Origin of the sequence: uncultured Draconibacterium sp., from assembly GCF_913063105.1 — a bacterium.
In the GTDB taxonomy this organism is placed as follows: Bacteria; Bacteroidota; Bacteroidia; order Bacteroidales; family Prolixibacteraceae; genus Draconibacterium.
Map to the genome: position 1 here is coordinate 68363 of NZ_CAJXYQ010000001.1, position 17344 is coordinate 85706.

A 17344-nucleotide genomic window follows, 5' to 3' on the forward strand; every position below is an offset into this window, starting at 1 on the left:
TTAATCTATTTATATTATTTAAACAAAATTTCACATTTCGAATATCAACGAAAAATTGACTTTTCCCAAGAATTTTACCCTATCATAAATACTACACAACCTATTACAAAATACATCAAATACACATCACAAGAATTTCATATCCCTGATTTACTGAATATTAACAAGAGTTACATTGTAAATATTACACATCTAACAACTATATGCTCTACAACATAAATTGTACTGAATTAAATATTCGATAAGTAAGTTGATAGATTGATTGAGCGCGAGAGCTCCAATTTTTTTCTCAGTCGGTAGCGACTAATTTCTACTCCACGAAATGAAATATTAAGCAATGTTGCTATTTCTTTGGTTGAAATATTCATTCGGATGTAAGCACAGAGCCTTAAATCTTTTGGAGATAGTTGCGGGAATTTTTCTTTCAATCGTTCAAAAAACTCCTTGTGAACCTCATCAAAATAGGTTTCGAAAATACGGTTCTGCTGTTTATCGTCAAGCTCTTTTTCAATGCGCCGCTTTAAAACGGCCATTTTCGATTTTACAGCCCCGTCCTCGGTGGTGTTTTGTATTTTCTGCAGCTCTTGATTTACTTTCATCAAGAACCTGTTTTTATGAATGATATTATTGGTTTGATTGGCCAATTCCTTATCGCGGTAGATCATTTCTGCCCGCAACTTTTCATTCCGGAGTTTTATAATCTCTTTTTCAGCAATAACCGCCTGGTGTTGAAAATGTTCGTCTTTTTCCTGCATTTCCTTTTGATGAAGCACACGCGCCTGCTTTTCGCGCTGTTTAATACGGTACTGAATTACAAGAATTGTAACAACAATTGAAACCAAAAGAAAAATAACATATAAAAAGTGTGCCCAGTTGGAGCGATACCACGGTGGCAAAATCGAGAAACTAAATTCACTAATGCCACTCTCTTTACCATAATTATTGAGCGCTTTAATTTTAAAAGTATAGTCGCCAAACGGAAGGTTCGTAAAATCCTTGTAAGGATCAGCTGTCCAGGGCGACCATTGATCCGAAAAATTTTCAAGATAATAACTAAAGCGTAAGTCTTTAAGATTTTCGTAAAAAGGCGAGTTATAATGAAAACGAATACTGTTCTTCCGAAATGGGAAATTAAAACGCTCCGTATCACCTCCCAACGGATAAATCACAGAATCGAGATAGCTGAGTTCAACTTTTGTAATAAAGCTTTGAAAATCGGCATTGTATGACTTTGAGAACTTCGAGTTATAATGTACAAAGCCCTGGTCAATTCCAAAAATGGTATATTGTTCATCCAGCGGATAAATAAATTCGAAAGCACTAACAAATTGTTCTCTTATGGCATCAAACGGGCTGGTGATTTTCGTATAAGTTAAATCTTCGTTTTTGCGTAAAACACCCGACTCTGTTTCTGAAATATACCATACGTTTTCTTCTTCGTCACTCACAACTTTCTGAAGCTGCCCGCGAAGTCCGAATAATTCATTAATTGCATCAGCTTCTACAAAACTGTTGCTTGCTGTTTGGTAGGTAAAAACACCATCAACTGTGGAAACGTAAAGCTCATCATTCAATTCAAACAGCAAGTTGCTTCTATCGGATGGCAAACCTTGTGCTTTACCATACCTTGAGAAACGAACAACACTGTCTGCTTTTTCATTTAAGCTCATTCGAAAAACGCCTTTCCCTCCGTGGCTCATCCATATATCGCCACCTTTATCTTGTTTGATAAACCGCGATGATTCATTAAAACCTTTTAGTTTATGGGAATACTCCCACCCCCGGGCTCCTTTTTTCAATACAACCAGGCCATGATAGTGTCCTCCCAACAATAAATCAGGTTGATTTTTAAGCCTTATGTATCCCCAGGCTCCCGGTTCGTCAGAAATAAGTTCAGCTTTATCGGCCCGAATAAGATAAGTTCCGTTATTATGCCCGCACAACAACTGGTTATCGAATTCTTCAATAAACCAGACCTGCCCTTCGGAGTTTTCGACCAGGTTATAATCTGCATCAAGTGCATCACGCGATTCATACGACCGCACAAAAAGTCCCTGATTGGTTCCAAGGTATAACTTGTTATTGTAAATTTTTGCCGAGTAACCTGTTCCCAATGTGCCCTGGCCGGTAAGATAGGTAATCGGAGAATTGGTTTCAACGTACGATATACCATTATCAAGCCCCAGCCACAAATTGTTGTCTTTATCAGGAAATACACTTAAAACCGTATTATTTTGTAACTCTTTTCCACGGTTTACAATGTGTAAAACTTCGCCATTGGCATCGGCAATAACCACCCCATTTAAGATGGTTCCAAATGCTAAGTTTCCGTTTGCAAATTGCGTTGCACAAAACAACTTATTGGTTTTTATAAAGGAATTAACATCCGTGTCCCACTCGGTTAAATTACGCCCATTGTAATAAAACAGGCCTTTATCTGCAGTGCCAATTAACAAATTATCGGCATCAAGCTCTGTAATCGACAAAATCTGGGAGTTTTTAAGCGAATTGGCATAATTTAATTGCACCGGCCGGCCCTCAACAAGGGTAAACAAGCCTACTTCCAAATCCTGGTAATAAAGTTTACCTGCTATGTTAAACGAAAAATGAAATTTATTTTGAGGAACAACAATTTCAATAGTTTCACCATTGTAAATAAATATTTTCTCAAAAGATTGAAAAATAACTTTACCCTCGATTTCATGAATTTTCCATACCTCATCAAAATCTCGATGCTGCCCGGGCACCAGGTTCAGCAGGCTCTTAAACTCGTATCTTCCACTACTGTTTCGTTGTATACATCCAAAATCGTAAGATAAGGCAGCGTAAATGTTATTATTCGAATCAATAAATACCGAGCGAACCAGGGATGAAGGTACCGGGATTAATTCCCAATGAAAACCATCAAAACGCAGCACTCCATCGTTATTGGCAAAGTACATAAACCCATCTTTATCTTGTGCAATATTCCAGTTTTGTGTACCGGCAGAATACTCAGATTTTTCGTAGTTACGAATATGAGGAGTTCCAATATATTTTTCTTGTGTAAACCCAAAAACCGGGAAAACCAAAAAAATAATCAAATACTTCCTTATATCACTTAACTTACATGTAAACTCCATTTGCCAATTGGGTCCTTTTTACACAAATATAATCAATGATTTTTCTGAAATTCAATTTTCCACAATCCCCTGAAGTCGCTTAACTGATATCCGGTGGCCAAATCAGCCGGATAGAGGTGCTGAAGTTTCTGTCGTGTAGCTGTGTTTATATCGGTTTCAATATTGCCATGGCACTTTAAACATGCCGGAAGGCCAATTCGGATAGGTTTATAGTAAACCAGGTTATTCCCCGATTGAATGAGCGTGTCAGCCACGTTTCTGGCAGAAAAAATCTCCCAAAGTTGTTTATCCTCATTAGTTTGCAGGGCATTCTCCGGATTCCTATTTTTGGCTGAGACCCTGGATATCATACAATTATAAACTTCATTCAGGCTATCAACCAGCTCACCGGCTTGCAAGTTACAAAACTCAACAGCATATTCCGAACCTCCTTTTTGAATGGCTGCCCCTACATTTTGCAAAAGAACGGCTTGTACATCTTCGGTAATTTGTTGTCCGTTTTTTTGATACTTACTATAGGTTTCACGATCAATATTTTTTCCGCAACTCCAACAGAAAGCGAAAAATAACAGCACAAGAATTTTAGTTTTCATCACAGTGTATCTTAAATTAATGTATCAATTCAGCTTTATTTGGTAATCTGCAAGTTCAGCTTTATTTGTGAAATCACAAAATCAACTATCTTTATGCCATCAAATATTCTTTCAAAAAAGGGTGTTTGATTATACAGAAGAGTGGAGAGATCGGGCTCAATGAAACTCTGGCAACCTTCATCAGTTATGAAAAGGTGCCAATACCCGGCCGGTAACGGAATTATAATTGTAACACAATCGATGAAGAAACTGCACTACAAATTATTTTTTACCAGCTATTTGCACGGGGCAAATATGTGTATGCGCGAGCGGTTATAACCGCATAACCGCATACCAAAACCGTTTTTTAGTTGAATTTTTAAAAGGCAAAACCATGCCCGGAATTCGTTTTTGGGCAATGAAAAATTTGCCACGCTTGATATATTATGCCAAAAGAAAAATCTTACGAAGAAATTAATCAGAAGCTGAAGGCAGGAAAAGCAGTTGTTTTAACTGCCGAAGAAGTTGCACAACTGGCAAAAAAACTATCGCCAGAAGAAATTGTTGAACAGGTAGACGTAGTAACAACGGCCACCTTCGGAGCCATGTGTTCGTCGGGGGCAATCATTAATTTTGGCCATGCTAACCCGCCAATACGCATGGAAAAAATAAGGTTAAACGGGGTACCCTGCTACGAAGGACTTGCTGCGGTTGATTCCTACATCGGCGCAACTGCCTGCAATCCCGACAACCCGGATTATGGTGGTGCTCATGTTATTCAGGACCTGCTTGAAGGCAAAGATGTGGTTTTGGAAGCCTGGGCCAAAGGAACCGATTGTTATCCGCGAAAGCACATAAAAACCACCATTAACATTAACTCCATTAACGAGTTTACACTTTTTAATCCGCGCAATGCCTATCAGAATTATAACGTGGCAGTAAACACCACCCCAACAATAAAACACACCTACATGGGAACACTGCTTCCGAATTTACGCAATGCCACTTATTCCACTTCGGGCGAGTTAAGCCCTTTATTAAACGACCCTGATTTTAAAACCATTGGTCTGGGTACACGTATATTTTTGGGAGGCACACAAGGCTTTGTGGTATGGCCGGGAACGCAGTTTCATACCACACGCCCAAAAAACGATTTGGGAGTTCCCGTAACCAACGCAGCCACCATTGCCGTTATGGGTAACCTAAAAGAAATGTCGGCCGATTACATTCAGGCAGCATCCTACGAGAAATATGGCGTAAGCATGTTTGTTGGCATTGGCATACCCATTCCTGTTTTAAATACTGATATTGCCAAACGGGTGTCAATCAACAACAGCCAGATTGAAACTTCGGTATTAGATTATGGAACAAATGGCACCCCAAAACTGGCTCAGGTAACCTACGAACAGCTACAATCGGGCTTTATAAAGGTAAAAGGGAAAAAAATCAGAACCGCCCCGGTAGCCAGCCTAAAAAAGGCACGTAAAATTGCCGATGAACTAAAAAAATGGTTGCAGAACGGACAATTTGAAATAAGTAAACCGGTGCAAATGTTCCCGGGCAACACCTCGTTAAATCAATTAATTGAAACGGAGGCCGACAATGATTAAGAAAAGATACATCCTGAATTTCCCTCCGCAAAGCGGCGATAAAGCATTTACCTACCATTTGGTTAAAGATTACGACATCAGAATAAATATTCTGAAGGCGGAGGTATACCCCGGAAAACGCGGAAGCCTGTTGCTTGAACTGCAGGGTAAAAAAGAAAACATCGAACAAGGTGTTGAATACATTAAAAGCCATAAAATCACCTGCGAATCGCTCGATAAGCGTATTCGCTGGAAAGAGGAAAAATGTATCGACTGCGGCAACTGCTCTGCCGTTTGTTTTGCCGGGGCCCTTACAATGAACAAAGAATCGTGGAAACTGGAATTCGACAAAAGCAAATGCGTGGTTTGCGAACTTTGTATTCCGGCATGCCCGCTAAACCTTTTTGAAATTGATTTCCGTTAACAACTGTAAGCTATGAAGCTTTTTGAAGAACGAACATACCGCAGCCAATTTAATACCGAGCGCTTTAAAGGCTTCGAGATAAAACATCTGGAAACCGACCTTTGGATTGGGGTTGATCCCGAGTCGTACAAAGAAGAAATGCAGGTTGTTGCCTTGGCGAAATTACAGGCCCTGCGCCAAACTTTTGATACCTACATTGAAAAAGAACCGTTTTTCAAAAAAAGCCTAAAGCCCTTTCAACCATCAGAATTTGCACCAACCGAAGCAAAAGAGATGGCGCTTGCAGCCGAACAGGCCGGCATTGGCCCTATGTCGGCGGTGGCAGGATTGTTTGCACGCAAAATTGGCGAAGAAATTTGTAAAAACTTTTCCGTGAAAGAGCTGTTAGTTGAAAACGGTGGAGATATTTACCTGCTATTGGAAAAGGAACTGGTTCTTTCTGTTTTTGCCGGTGAGTCCATTCTTTCCGAACGAATAGGATTGGTAATTTCAGCGGGTGAAGGAAGCTTTGGCATTTGCACATCAGCCGGAACTGTTGGCCCGTCGTTAAGTTACGGAAAAGCGGATGCTGTAGTAGTAGTTTGCAACGACATACTGCTTGCCGATGCGTTGGCAACTGCACTGGGCAACAAAGTTAAAACGCCCGACCATGTGGAGAAAGTGATTAAACAAGCCGAAAATTACTCTGCTATACAGTCCTTGCTTATTATTTGCGAAGACAAAATCGGGATTAAGGGGGAGAACGAAATACGAATATTGAAATGAAAGGAAAGGCCCCCTGAGTCACCTCAAGGGAAGATCAGACAAAACAACAGTTACGAAGAAATTGAAAGAGAGAAAAATGAGTTTAAAAAAAGACATACGTAAAGAATTAGAGAAAAGGGTTTTGGTATTGGATGGTGCAATGGGATCACTCATTCAGGGCTATAAACTGGAGGAGAACGATTACCGGGGAGAACTGTTGAAAAATCACGCTGACGACCAAAAAGGTAATAACGACATGCTTTCGCTTACCCGCCCTGATGTGATTGCCGAAATTCACGAAGAATACCTAAAAGCCGGTGCCGATATAATTTGCACCAATACCTTTAATGCTACAAGTATTTCGCAGGCCGACTACAACACCGAAGCCTACGTTTATGAAATGAATAAAGCATCGGCAGCAATAGGCCGCGAGCTAGCCGATAAATATACCGAGGCAAACCCTGCCAAACCGCGTTTTGTTGCCGGATCAATTGGGCCTACCAACAAAACACTGTCCCTATCGCCCGATGTAAACGACCCCGGCTACCGGGCCATTACTTTCGACGAAGTAAAAAATGCTTACCGCGAACAAGCCGAGGCCTTGCTGGATGGTGGTGCCGACCTGTTTCTGATTGAAACTATTTTTGACACACTTAACAGCAAAGCCGCCATTTTTGCCATTGAAGAAGTGTTGGAAGCAAGAGGCGAAAACATTCCGGTAATGATATCGGGAACCATTACCGACGCCAGCGGACGCACACTGTCGGGACAAACCTTAGAGGCCTTTCTGAATTCAGTTTCTCACATCAACCTGTTAAGTATTGGTTTAAACTGTTCGCTGGGTGCTACCGATTTAGAGCCCTACATCAAAGAACTGGCCGGAAAAGCACCTTTTCATATCAGTGCACACCCCAATGCCGGCCTGCCCAACCAATTTGGCGAGTACGACGAAACACCGGAAATTATGGCCGGGCACATTAAACACTATCTCGACAATAACTATGTAAATATTATTGGAGGTTGTTGCGGCACCACACCGGCACACATAAAAGCCTTTGCCGATATGGCAAGCAAAGCAGCACCACATCACATTCAACAGGCATCCACCTACACTAAACTTAGTGGATTAGAGCCGGTTACTATCACTGAAAATACCAACTTTCTGAATATTGGTGAACGTTGTAATGTAGCCGGATCGCGTAAATTTGCCCGTTTAATCAGCGAAGAAAAATACGAAGAAGCGCTGTCAATTGCCCGCAACCAGGTTGAAAGCGGAGCACAGGTAATCGACGTAAATATGGATGACGCCATGCTGGACGCCGAAAAAGAAATGGTAACCTTCCTTAACCTGATAATGGCCGAGCCCGATATCGCCCGACTTCCGATAATGATCGATTCATCAAAATGGCATGTAATTGAAGCCGGGTTGAAATGCTTGCAGGGAAAAGCCATTGTAAACTCCATTAGTTTAAAAGAAGGCGAAGCAGTTTTTATTGAACAGGCACAAAAAATTAAACGTTACGGTGCAGCAGTTATCGTTATGGCTTTTGACGAAAAAGGCCAGGCCGACAATACTGAACGACGCAAAGAAATTTGTAGCCGCGCCTACAAAATACTTACCGAGCAGGTAAAACTGCCTGCACAAGATATTATTTTCGACCCCAACGTACTTACCATTGGCACCGGTATTGAAGAGCACAACGCTTATGCGGTTTCATTTATCGAATCGGTAAAATGGATAAAACAAAACCTGCCCCTTGCAAAGGTTAGCGCCGGAGTAAGTAATGTTTCGTTTGCATTTCGCGGTAACAATGTGGTACGCGAGGCTATGCATTCGGTTTTCCTTTTTCATGCCATAAATGCCGGACTGGATATGGGAATTGTAAACCCCGGAATGCTTCAAATTTACGATGAAATACCGAAAGACCTGCTTGAAAAAATTGAAGACCTGGTACTAAACCGCAAACCCGACGCTACCGAACGTTTACTCGAGTTTGCCGAAAACCTGAAATCATCAGCAAAAAAAGAGGAGATAAAAGACCAATGGCGAGAACTTACGCTAGAAAAACGCATTGAACATTCGCTGGTAAAAGGCCTTCCCGAGTTTGTCGACCAGGATATGGCTGAAGCTATTGAAAAATACTCGCCTGCATTAACCATTATTGAAGGTCCGCTAATGGACGGCATGAATGTGGTTGGCGAACTTTTTGGCTCCGGAAAAATGTTTCTGCCACAGGTAATTAAATCGGCACGGGTAATGAAAAAAGCGGTAGCCTATCTGCTGCCATATATTGAAGCCGATAAAGCAAAATATAAAAACAGTACTTCGCAGAAAAAAGTGCTGATGGCTACTGTAAAAGGCGATGTGCACGACATTGGGAAAAATATTGTTGGGGTAGTTTTAGCCTGTAACAACTACGAGATTATTGATTTGGGCGTGATGGTACCCACCGAAAAAATACTTGATGAAGCCATTAAAAATGAGGTAGACGTTATTGGATTGAGTGGATTAATTACCCCTTCGCTGGAAATTATGGTTGACATTGCCAAAGAAATGGAACGCCGAAAAATGACTATTCCGGTGATGATTGGCGGGGCAACCACCTCGAAAATTCATACGGCAGTAAAAATTGCACCCGAATATTCAGCTCCGGTGGTTCATGTAAAAGATGCATCGCTGGCTGTTAATGTGGTTGCCAACCTGGTAGCAAAAAACGAATCGTTTATCAAAAACCTTGATGCGGAGTATGAACAAATCAGAGCGTTTCAGGGAAAACGAAAGGAAAAAGCATACTTAACACTTGCCGAGGCTCGTTCAAATAAGTTCAAAATTGATTGGAACAATACACCTATTTATAAACCAAATTTCACAGGAGTTAAGCACTTAATCGATTTTCCGCTTGAGGAGTTGAGAAACTATATTGATTGGACTTTCTTTTTTATTACCTGGGGATTAAAAGGCCATTATCCGCAAATTTTAGCAGACGAAAAACAGGGCGAAGAAGCCAAAAAACTGTTTAAAGAGGCCAATGAGTTTTTGGATGAAATAATTGAAAAGAAAATGCTGCAGGCTAATGCCGCATTCGGAATTTGGCCGGCTCTGGCTGATGGCGACGACGTTGTGCTTTTCGGTGATGAAGCCTGCCAACAAGAAATCGGGCGTTTCTACCACCTTCGTCAGCAAGAGAAGAAAAAGCAAGGTGTAGCCAATTTTTGCTTATCCGATTTTGTTGCCCCAAAAGAATCGGGCAAAGTAGATTACTGTGGAGGGTTTGCCACCACAGCAGGCATTGGCATTGAAAAATGGACCAAAAAGTTCCGCGAAGAAAACAACGATTACAAAGCCATTATGGTTGAAGCCCTGGCCGATAGGTTAAGCGAAGCTTTTGCCGAGCTGCTGCATTTTGAAATTCGAAAGAATTACTGGGGCTATGTTCCGGACGAGCAACTTTCGCTGGAAGAAATGCTGAAAATAAAATACCAGGGTATTCGCCCGGCACTGGGTTACCCGGCTTGCCCTGAACACTCTGAAAAAGAAAACCTTTTTAAATTAATTAAGGCAGAGGAAATTGGCATTTCGCTAACCGAACATTTTGCCATGTATCCCAATGCTTCTGTTTCGGGGCAATATTTTGTGCACCCCGAGTCGAGGTATTTTAGCCTCGAAAAGGTGGGTAAAGACCAGGTGGAAGATTATGCCAACCGAAAAAATGAATCGATTGAATTTGTTGAGAAGTTTTTATCCATTAACCTGAATTATAAATAAAGCCAAAACAAGCATTAAACAGAGTATCGAACCCTGTATGCCCGGCGTAAATTATATCAATTCATTAAAAAAACACGGATTGAAGCGGTATTTATACGGCCAAACCAACGAACAGGTTCGAATTTGTTAAATTTGTTGTTGTAAAACAGACTACAGATGAAAGTTATTGATACCATAAACCAGGCAAAAAAAACGGTATTCTCTTTTGAGTTGCTTCCGCCATTAAAAGGAAACGATGTATCGCGTTTACACCGTACCATCGAGAGTTTAACCGAATTTGATCCGAAATACATTAACATTACCACCCACCGCGACGAGGTGGAGTTCAAGGAACTTCCCAACGGTAAAATCGAAAAACGTACGGTTCGTAAACGCCCGGGAACAGTTGCCGTTGCTGCAGCCATACAGCACAAGTACGGAATACCCGTGGTGCCTCATATTTTATGTGGTGGCTTTACTCGCAGCGAAACAGAACACGTTTTAATCGACCTTAATTTTCTGGGGATCAACAATGTTTTGGCCCTGCGTGGTGACGGATTAAAAGGACAACATGTTTTTCAGCCTACACCGGGAGGAAATGCCAATGCCAACGAGCTGGTTAAGCAGATTAAAGACCTGGGCAAAGGAAAATACCTGGAAGAGGACCTGAAAAACAACTCGCCACTTGACTTCTGCATTGGAGTTGCAGCTTATCCTGAAAAGCATTTCGAATCGCCTAACATGGAGCAGGACATGCTTTACCTGAAACAAAAAGTGGATGAGGGTGCCGATTATATTGTAACGCAAATGTTTTTTGATAACCAGGTATACTACAACTTTGTAAACAGGTGCCGCGAAATGGGAATTACCGTTCCCATTATTCCGGGTATTAAACCCATTAACCTGAAAAACCAGCTTACTGTGCTGCCTAAAATTTTCAGTATCGACCTGCCACAAGATTTATCAAAAGAACTGGCAAAGTGCAAAAATAACGACGATGCCAGACGTGTTGGTACCGAGTGGGCCATTTATCAATCGAAAGATTTGGTGGCCAACAATGTTCCTTCGTTGCACATTTACACCTACGGTATTTCCGACAATGTAAGCGAAATTATTAAGGCTGCGTTTTAAAGCACAAACAATACAAGTAAAAAATTAGGCTGGAAGTTTTCATTTTCCAGCCTTATTTTTTTATTCCGGAAGAAGGAATCCAATTTATCCTTCTACCTGTATTTCAACATCTTGCTGATTCAATTTGTCGTTATCGGCCTGGTTATTTTGTTTAAGCGAATAAATCATCGCTTCTACCTGGCGCAAAAAATTACGTTTGTCTTTGCTGGGCGCATAAACAAAGCCAAAGGCATTAATAACGCGTTGGTTTGAGGCATCCAACTCTGAAAGGGCAATGTAAGGCCCTCCCATAAAATCATTTTCAACCCGCCAAAGGCCACGCATTTCGGCAGCGTAATTTCCGTTGTGTTTCAACACATTAAATATCTGGTCGATACGTTTTTCGGTTGTCATATAACTGCCTTCGGTTGGACCAGGAACATATTTTTTTAATAAACTGTCGCGTATTGGCAACTGATAATCAACAGTAAATGCACTATCCGAAACATAAGGGTAGGTGTATACAACAATTCCCTGAATAATGTCGGGCGTATCATACTGCACCCAAATAAAATCTTTTTGTTTTTCCATTATTCTAAATCCCGGAGGAACCTGCATGGTTATTCCCAGTTCTGTATTTAGAGTATTGAATACAGCTTTTTCGTATACCTTTCGGTAATTCATTGTAATGCGTTCTTTCTCGGCAGCAACAAAATACGATAAGATTTTATCCTTGTTTTCCTCAAAAATCTGCACAAACTCGTCGGCAGTTTTTGCAGTAATAAGTACGGTTGCCTGCGGATAAGCCCATACGTCATCGGTAAAACTTATTCCCGATTTTTCAGTATTTGCAGATATACTGGTGCGTACAATGTTTCGTGCGGTTTTAAAAATATCTTTAAATGCGGCATGAGGGATATCAATCAAGTCGAACATCGGTTCATCCTGTGGTAATCCGGCATGAGACTGTGCCAGTGTTTCGCGCATAATTTTTCCGGGCTCAGCCTCCCACGATTCTTTCGAAACAATGACCACCATTTCTCCGGCTTTTCCGGTAATGTTGGTATACATTTGAGTTGAATCGGCTCCGCACGACAACAGAATTGTGGCAGCAAAAACTAGTAAAACGAGGTGGTTAAATGTTTTCATATTATCAGCTTTTTTTTTTGGATTTTCCGCACCATCAACAAAAACCTTACCATATTGCAATAAAACAAATTACCCAAAGCAATAACCAGCCTGAGGTAGTACAAAAAATCCCGTCGCTGCATTACAGAACGGGATTTGTAATATCTGGTACGATATTAATTAACTTTCAATTTTTCCGGTATCCGATTTTTTATCTTCCGCCTCGTCTTCTTTTGTGGCATTTTTAAATTCTTTCATTCCTTTTCCAAGGCCTTTCATTAATTCCGGAATTTTACGTCCACCAAAAAGAAGTAAAACAATAATTAAAATGATAATTATTTCCTGAGGTCCGATAAATCCTGCTACAACAAATAAATTCATATCAAATAAGTTAATTGGTTCAAAAACAAAAATAGTTTTTTTTACTTAAAATGTGCCGTTAATCATTTTTATTATATCGTTGGCATTTGCATAAAGTACTAAGGCCAAAAGTAATACCATTCCGGCAATTTGTGCATATTCCAGAAATTTTTCTCCGGGTTTCCGGCCGGTAATCATTTCGCCGAATAAAAACATTACATGTCCGCCATCTAATGCTGGTATTGGCAGCAGGTTCATAATGGCCAGGATGATGGAGATAAAGGCCGTCATGTTCCAGAAATGTGCCCAATCCCAGGTTGGTGCAAATATATTCCCGATAGTGGCAAAACCACCTAATGATTCGTATGCTTTTGTTTCTTTTTTAAAGAATAGCTTAAACTGTTTCAGGTAATTTCCGGTGGTTTGAACACCACGGTTTATACCTGCCGGAATAGACTCAAAGAAACCGTATTTTATGGTTTTATATTCGAACAAGCCTTCCGGGTTATTAAATGCCGGGTTAAAACCAATTTTACCATCTTCGTTAACGGTAACACTTTTAGTCATTGCTTGTCCGTTACGGGTAATTTCAAATGTTACTTCCTGGTTTACATTCGATTCGAGGTAAGCCGTAAACTGGTCGTAATAATCAAAAGCCTTGCCGTCAACTGCTCCAAGCACATCGCCTACTTCAAACCCGGCATTAACAGCCGGCATATCTTTTGCCAAACGCCCAATCTGTATATCATACGGAATTCGTTCTTCCCAAATACCCTTACTTTTTAGTAAAAGCGCCAGATCTTCGCCGGTAATTTCAACCTCTGTTTTTTCCCCGTTGCGTTCCACCTGCACCGTTTTTGCACCATCTAACACAATGGTTGGTACAATTTTATTAAACTGCTCGATGTACTGATTATCGACAGTAAGAATTTTATCGCCTGTTTTAAAGCCAATTTGCTCGCCAACCTCGTTAACAACAATGCCGTATTTTACATTTTCGGTGGGCAGGTATTGCTCGCCCCAGGCATATAAAACACCAATGTAAATTACCATGGCAAAAATAAAATTCATTAAAACGCCACCCAGCATGATAAGCAAACGCTGCCAGGCCGGTTTTGCCCTGAACTCATAATCTTTTGGTGGCAACTTCATCGCCTCCTTGTCCATCGACTCATCTATCATTCCCGAGATTTTTACATAGCCACCCAATGGTAACCAGCCAATTCCGTATTCGGTTTCGCCTTTTTGTATTTTAAATAACGAGAACCAGGGATTAAAAAAGAGGTAGAATTTTTCTACGCGGGTTCTAAAAAGTCGGGCAAACATAAAGTGACCTGCCTCGTGCAGAACCACCAATATGGATAAACTTAAAAGTAATTGTGCTGTTTTAATTAATATCGACTCCATTCAATCTTCTCTAAATTTTGTTTTCTGTTAACAACGATGTTAGTGTTCTTGTTTCGTTGTTTGTTTCAATTAAATCATTCAGGCCGGGTTTTTCAATAAACGCAACCTTATCCATGGCTTTTTCAATAATTACGGGCATCTGCAAAAAGTTTATTTTTCTTTTCAGAAAAGCCTCTACCACAATCTCGTTTGCTGCATTAAGAACACATGGCAAATTACCACCTTTCTCCATTGCGGCAAAAGAGAGTGCAAGGTTACGAAAAATTTCTGTATTTGGCTGCTCAAAATTTAAGCTTGGGTAGTCTAAAAAGTTGAAACGTGGGAAGTTATTCTGAATTCGGTTGGGAAATCCCATTGCATATTGAATGGGCAGCTTCATATCGGGCAGTCCCATTTGGGCTTTCATCGACCCATCTTCAAACTGCACAATGGAGTGAATAATTGATTCCGGATGTACAATTACATCAATTTTTGATGCCGGTAAACCAAACAACCAGTGAGCTTCAATTACCTCAAAGCCTTTATTCATGAGCGTTGCTGAATCGATGGTAATTTTGGCTCCCATGTCCCAATTGGGATGTGCAAGGGCATCGTCAACAGTTACGTGTTGCAGTTCGTCAAAGCTTTTTCCCCTGAAGGGTCCACCCGAACAGGTAAGGTATATTTTCTCTATCGGGTTCATAAATTCGCCCACCAAACACTGAAAAATAGCTGAGTGTTCGGAGTCTACAGGCAGTAAATCAACACCCTTCTCGCGTGCAGCACGGGTAATTATTTCACCGGCAACAACCAGGGTTTCTTTGTTGGCAAGGGCAATTTTTTTCCCGGCTTTAACTGCATTATAGGTTGGAATAAGCCCCGAATAGCCTACCATGGCAGTAAGCACCAAATCAATGGTATCCATTTCAACCACCTGGTTTAATGCTTCCTCTCCGGCGTAAACTTTAATATCTTCGTCCTCAAGTGCATCCGAAACCAGCCGATAGTTGCCCTTATTGGCAATTACCACCACATTGGGTTGAAATTTTATTGCCTGTTTAATCAGCAGCTCAACACTGTTATTGGCCGTTAAAACCTCAACTTCAAATAATTCCGGATTTTGTTCGATCACCTCAAGTGCCTGGGTTCCGATTGATCCTGTTGACCCGAGAATTGCTATTCTTTTTTTCATTTTCAAAAATCAATGTACTGTTCAGGGTCAAGCGCTCTTCCATCGTGCCACAATTCAAAATGCAAGTGTGGTCCGCTAGTTAGCTCTCCGGTGTTACCGATTATAGCTATTGCTTCGCCGGCCCGCACGCCTTGTCCTGTCTTTTTTAGTAACTCAGCATTATGTTTATAAACCGACACCAGATTGCTTTCATGCTGAATATAAGCAACATATCCGGTTTCCAATGTCCACCCGGCAAAAATTACCGTACCATCAAGCACCGACGAGATGCGCGCATTGGGTTCGCTCACCAAATCAATACCAAAGTGGTCGGGTGTATTTTTAAAATGTTGCGAAACAATACCCTTTACCGGAACAAAAAAATGAATCTGGCTCAATTGGGTAACGCCTGAATTATTATTTTGAATAGAAAGACTAAGTTGTTCGGCTAATAATTTATCCTGAAAAACCGAATCGTGATTATACGCTTTAAATTCAACCTCATCGTTACTAATTTCTGTAGTTGCCGATAGGTCATCTTCAGGAACTTCACCCGACATTATTGCCTGTATTCCTTTAAAGAACTGGTCGCGTTTGGCAAGTTCCTGCTCTAAAGAATCAACCACCAGGGCATTTCTCACCAACATTTGTCGATACTCGGCCTTGGGGTAACCCGGAATATACTCGCGCAAACCGGTTGTGGCAATCAATAAAATTACCAGAATTACCAGAACTGCCGATGTTAAACTGGTAACCGTAAACACTTTCAGTCGCGAAAGCTTCATGCTCCAAACCGACTGAAAAGTTGTATCGTTATAAATTATTAACCGGTATTGATTTTTTAGTTTATCAAAAAACTTCTTTTCTTCCACCCTAAACATTTTTAAGCGCTACAAATTTAGAAAGAATTGAGACATAGCCCTGTTGTTTAGGTATTTTTAACCAAGTGTTATTGCTCAACCGGGTAGCATATTCGCGTTAACCATTTCTCCGGATCGGGTTCCTGCCCGGGATCGGTGATATAAAACTCCAGGGGTGCACCGGATAGGGCGAAGCCATGTGCTTCCATCCATTTTTGTATCGCAGCATGGCCATCCTGCAAATTAGTGTAGTCGCCGTAATAGTCAACTGTTGCACAAGTTAAGGCAGGCAAACTGGCAGTCATAACCTTGTTGTTCCCTTCTACCACTTCGGCTATCGGTATTCCGCATTCCAAATCAATGTCTTCTTCATTCATTAAATGATACATGGCAAATGGCATTCCCGTCATCTCAAGCTGCTTACTTGCCAGAAAGCCGCTGATTTCGCCATACATTTCACCCATTTTCAGGCTAATTTCAATAAACGGAACCGTTTCGCGTATACCTGCGTAATTTATGGCCTGTGTTTCTTGCAGAAGCACAACATAATCCTGAGCCTCTTCAATTGCCTGGCTTAAGGCTTTAATTCGGGTTAATCCATACTCAAAATCGGCACCAATATATTTAGGCATCATTAATCCAAACCAACGGGCAAAGGGGTTATTACCTACATCGTAAGAAAGGGTCCATTGCAACAAAGTGCTGTCGTTTTTTGATGTTAGCACAAAATTACTCAATGCATTTCCCTGTTGCATAAAGTTTAAGCTCAACTCAATGCTTTCAAAAGGTTTGGCCTTAGTAATTTCGATGGCTCCACTTCCCACATTTTTATTTTGGCTTTCCCAGCTGTAGCCGGCGCCTTGTCCAACTCCATAATTTTTATACTCCACCTTCATGGTAGTGTCCAATTGATTCCACCTCGACCATTTATTCCATTGATGCAAATCAACAATTTGTGCGTAAACAGTTTTTGGCGATGCCTGAATAACGGTACTACGCTCAACCACAACGGTTCCGGGCAAAAAATAAGCAATTGCTACAAACAGTGCTGCCAAAAACAACACCCACATAATAATTCTCAGGTAACGACTCATTTTTAAATTTTTATTTCAATATAACATTTATCGTGTAAT

13 protein-coding genes and 1 riboswitch are annotated in these 17344 nt (G+C 40.9%); of the genes, 5 read left to right on the top strand and 8 right to left on the bottom strand.

Annotation, left to right across the window (positions count from 1 at the left end; genetic code table 11):
• Positions 1 to 230 precede the first annotated feature (230 nt).
• A complete protein-coding gene (locus QZ574_RS00240; protein WP_297085504.1) occupies positions 231 to 3083 on the bottom strand; it encodes a two-component regulator propeller domain-containing protein in 2853 nt (950 codons plus the stop codon).
• Positions 3084 to 3154: 71 nt separating this feature from the next.
• Complete coding sequence (locus QZ574_RS00245; RefSeq protein ID WP_297085505.1) at positions 3155 to 3715, bottom strand: DUF3365 domain-containing protein; 561 nt, start codon at positions 3713 to 3715, stop codon at positions 3155 to 3157.
• A 126-nt stretch (positions 3716 to 3841) separates the two neighbouring features.
• Positions 3842 to 3944, top strand: a riboswitch (SAM riboswitch).
• Between the two features lie 196 nt (positions 3945 to 4140).
• On the opposite strand from QZ574_RS00245, the gene QZ574_RS00250 reads away from it, so the two are divergent.
• From QZ574_RS00250 to metF, 5 genes are all read left to right on the top strand, one after another.
• A complete protein-coding gene (locus QZ574_RS00250) occupies positions 4141 to 5304 on the top strand; it encodes a homocysteine biosynthesis protein (RefSeq protein ID WP_297085507.1) in 1164 nt (387 codons plus the stop codon).
• Entirely contained in the window at positions 5297 to 5707 is a 411-nt protein-coding gene (locus QZ574_RS00255) for an NIL domain-containing protein (RefSeq protein WP_297085509.1), read from the top strand. Before QZ574_RS00250 ends, QZ574_RS00255 begins: the two co-directional genes overlap by 8 nt.
• Positions 5708 to 5719: 12 nt before the next feature.
• Entirely contained in the window at positions 5720 to 6472 is a 753-nt protein-coding gene (locus tag QZ574_RS00260) for a UPF0280 family protein (protein WP_297085510.1), read from the top strand.
• Between the two features lie 76 nt (positions 6473 to 6548).
• On the top strand, positions 6549 to 10217 hold the full coding sequence (metH, locus tag QZ574_RS00265; RefSeq protein WP_297085512.1) for a methionine synthase: 3669 nt from the start codon (positions 6549 to 6551) through the stop codon (positions 10215 to 10217).
• Between the two features lie 156 nt (positions 10218 to 10373).
• Positions 10374 to 11327, top strand: a complete 954-nt coding sequence (metF, locus tag QZ574_RS00270) for a methylenetetrahydrofolate reductase [NAD(P)H] (RefSeq protein ID WP_297085514.1) — start codon at positions 10374 to 10376, stop codon at positions 11325 to 11327.
• An 84-nt stretch (positions 11328 to 11411) separates the two neighbouring features.
• On the opposite strand, the gene QZ574_RS00275 is transcribed toward metF, so the two are convergent.
• The 6 genes from QZ574_RS00275 to QZ574_RS00300 form a co-directional block, all read right to left on the bottom strand.
• Positions 11412 to 12455, bottom strand: a complete 1044-nt coding sequence (locus QZ574_RS00275; protein WP_297085516.1) for a DUF4837 family protein — start codon at positions 12453 to 12455, stop codon at positions 11412 to 11414.
• A 159-nt stretch (positions 12456 to 12614) separates the two neighbouring features.
• The gene (tatA, locus tag QZ574_RS00280; protein ID WP_297085518.1) at positions 12615 to 12815 is read right to left on the bottom strand and encodes a twin-arginine translocase TatA/TatE family subunit; all 201 of its coding nucleotides are present in this window, start codon (positions 12813 to 12815) and stop codon (positions 12615 to 12617) included.
• Positions 12816 to 12860: 45 nt separating this feature from the next.
• Positions 12861 to 14201 carry an RIP metalloprotease RseP gene (gene rseP / locus QZ574_RS00285; protein WP_297085521.1) on the bottom strand — a complete coding sequence of 447 codons (1341 nt, stop codon included), beginning with the start codon at positions 14199 to 14201 and terminating at the stop codon, positions 12861 to 12863.
• A gap of 10 nt (positions 14202 to 14211) precedes the next feature.
• Positions 14212 to 15372 carry a 1-deoxy-D-xylulose-5-phosphate reductoisomerase gene (locus QZ574_RS00290; RefSeq protein WP_297085523.1) on the bottom strand — a complete coding sequence of 387 codons (1161 nt, stop codon included), beginning with the start codon at positions 15370 to 15372 and terminating at the stop codon, positions 14212 to 14214.
• A 2-nt stretch (positions 15373 to 15374) separates the two neighbouring features.
• On the bottom strand, positions 15375 to 16232 hold the full coding sequence (locus tag QZ574_RS00295; RefSeq protein ID WP_297085525.1) for a M23 family metallopeptidase: 858 nt from the start codon (positions 16230 to 16232) through the stop codon (positions 15375 to 15377).
• Between the two features lie 68 nt (positions 16233 to 16300).
• Entirely contained in the window at positions 16301 to 17305 is a 1005-nt protein-coding gene (locus QZ574_RS00300; RefSeq protein ID WP_297085528.1) for an SRPBCC family protein, read from the bottom strand.
• Positions 17306 to 17344: the final 39 nt, after the last annotated feature.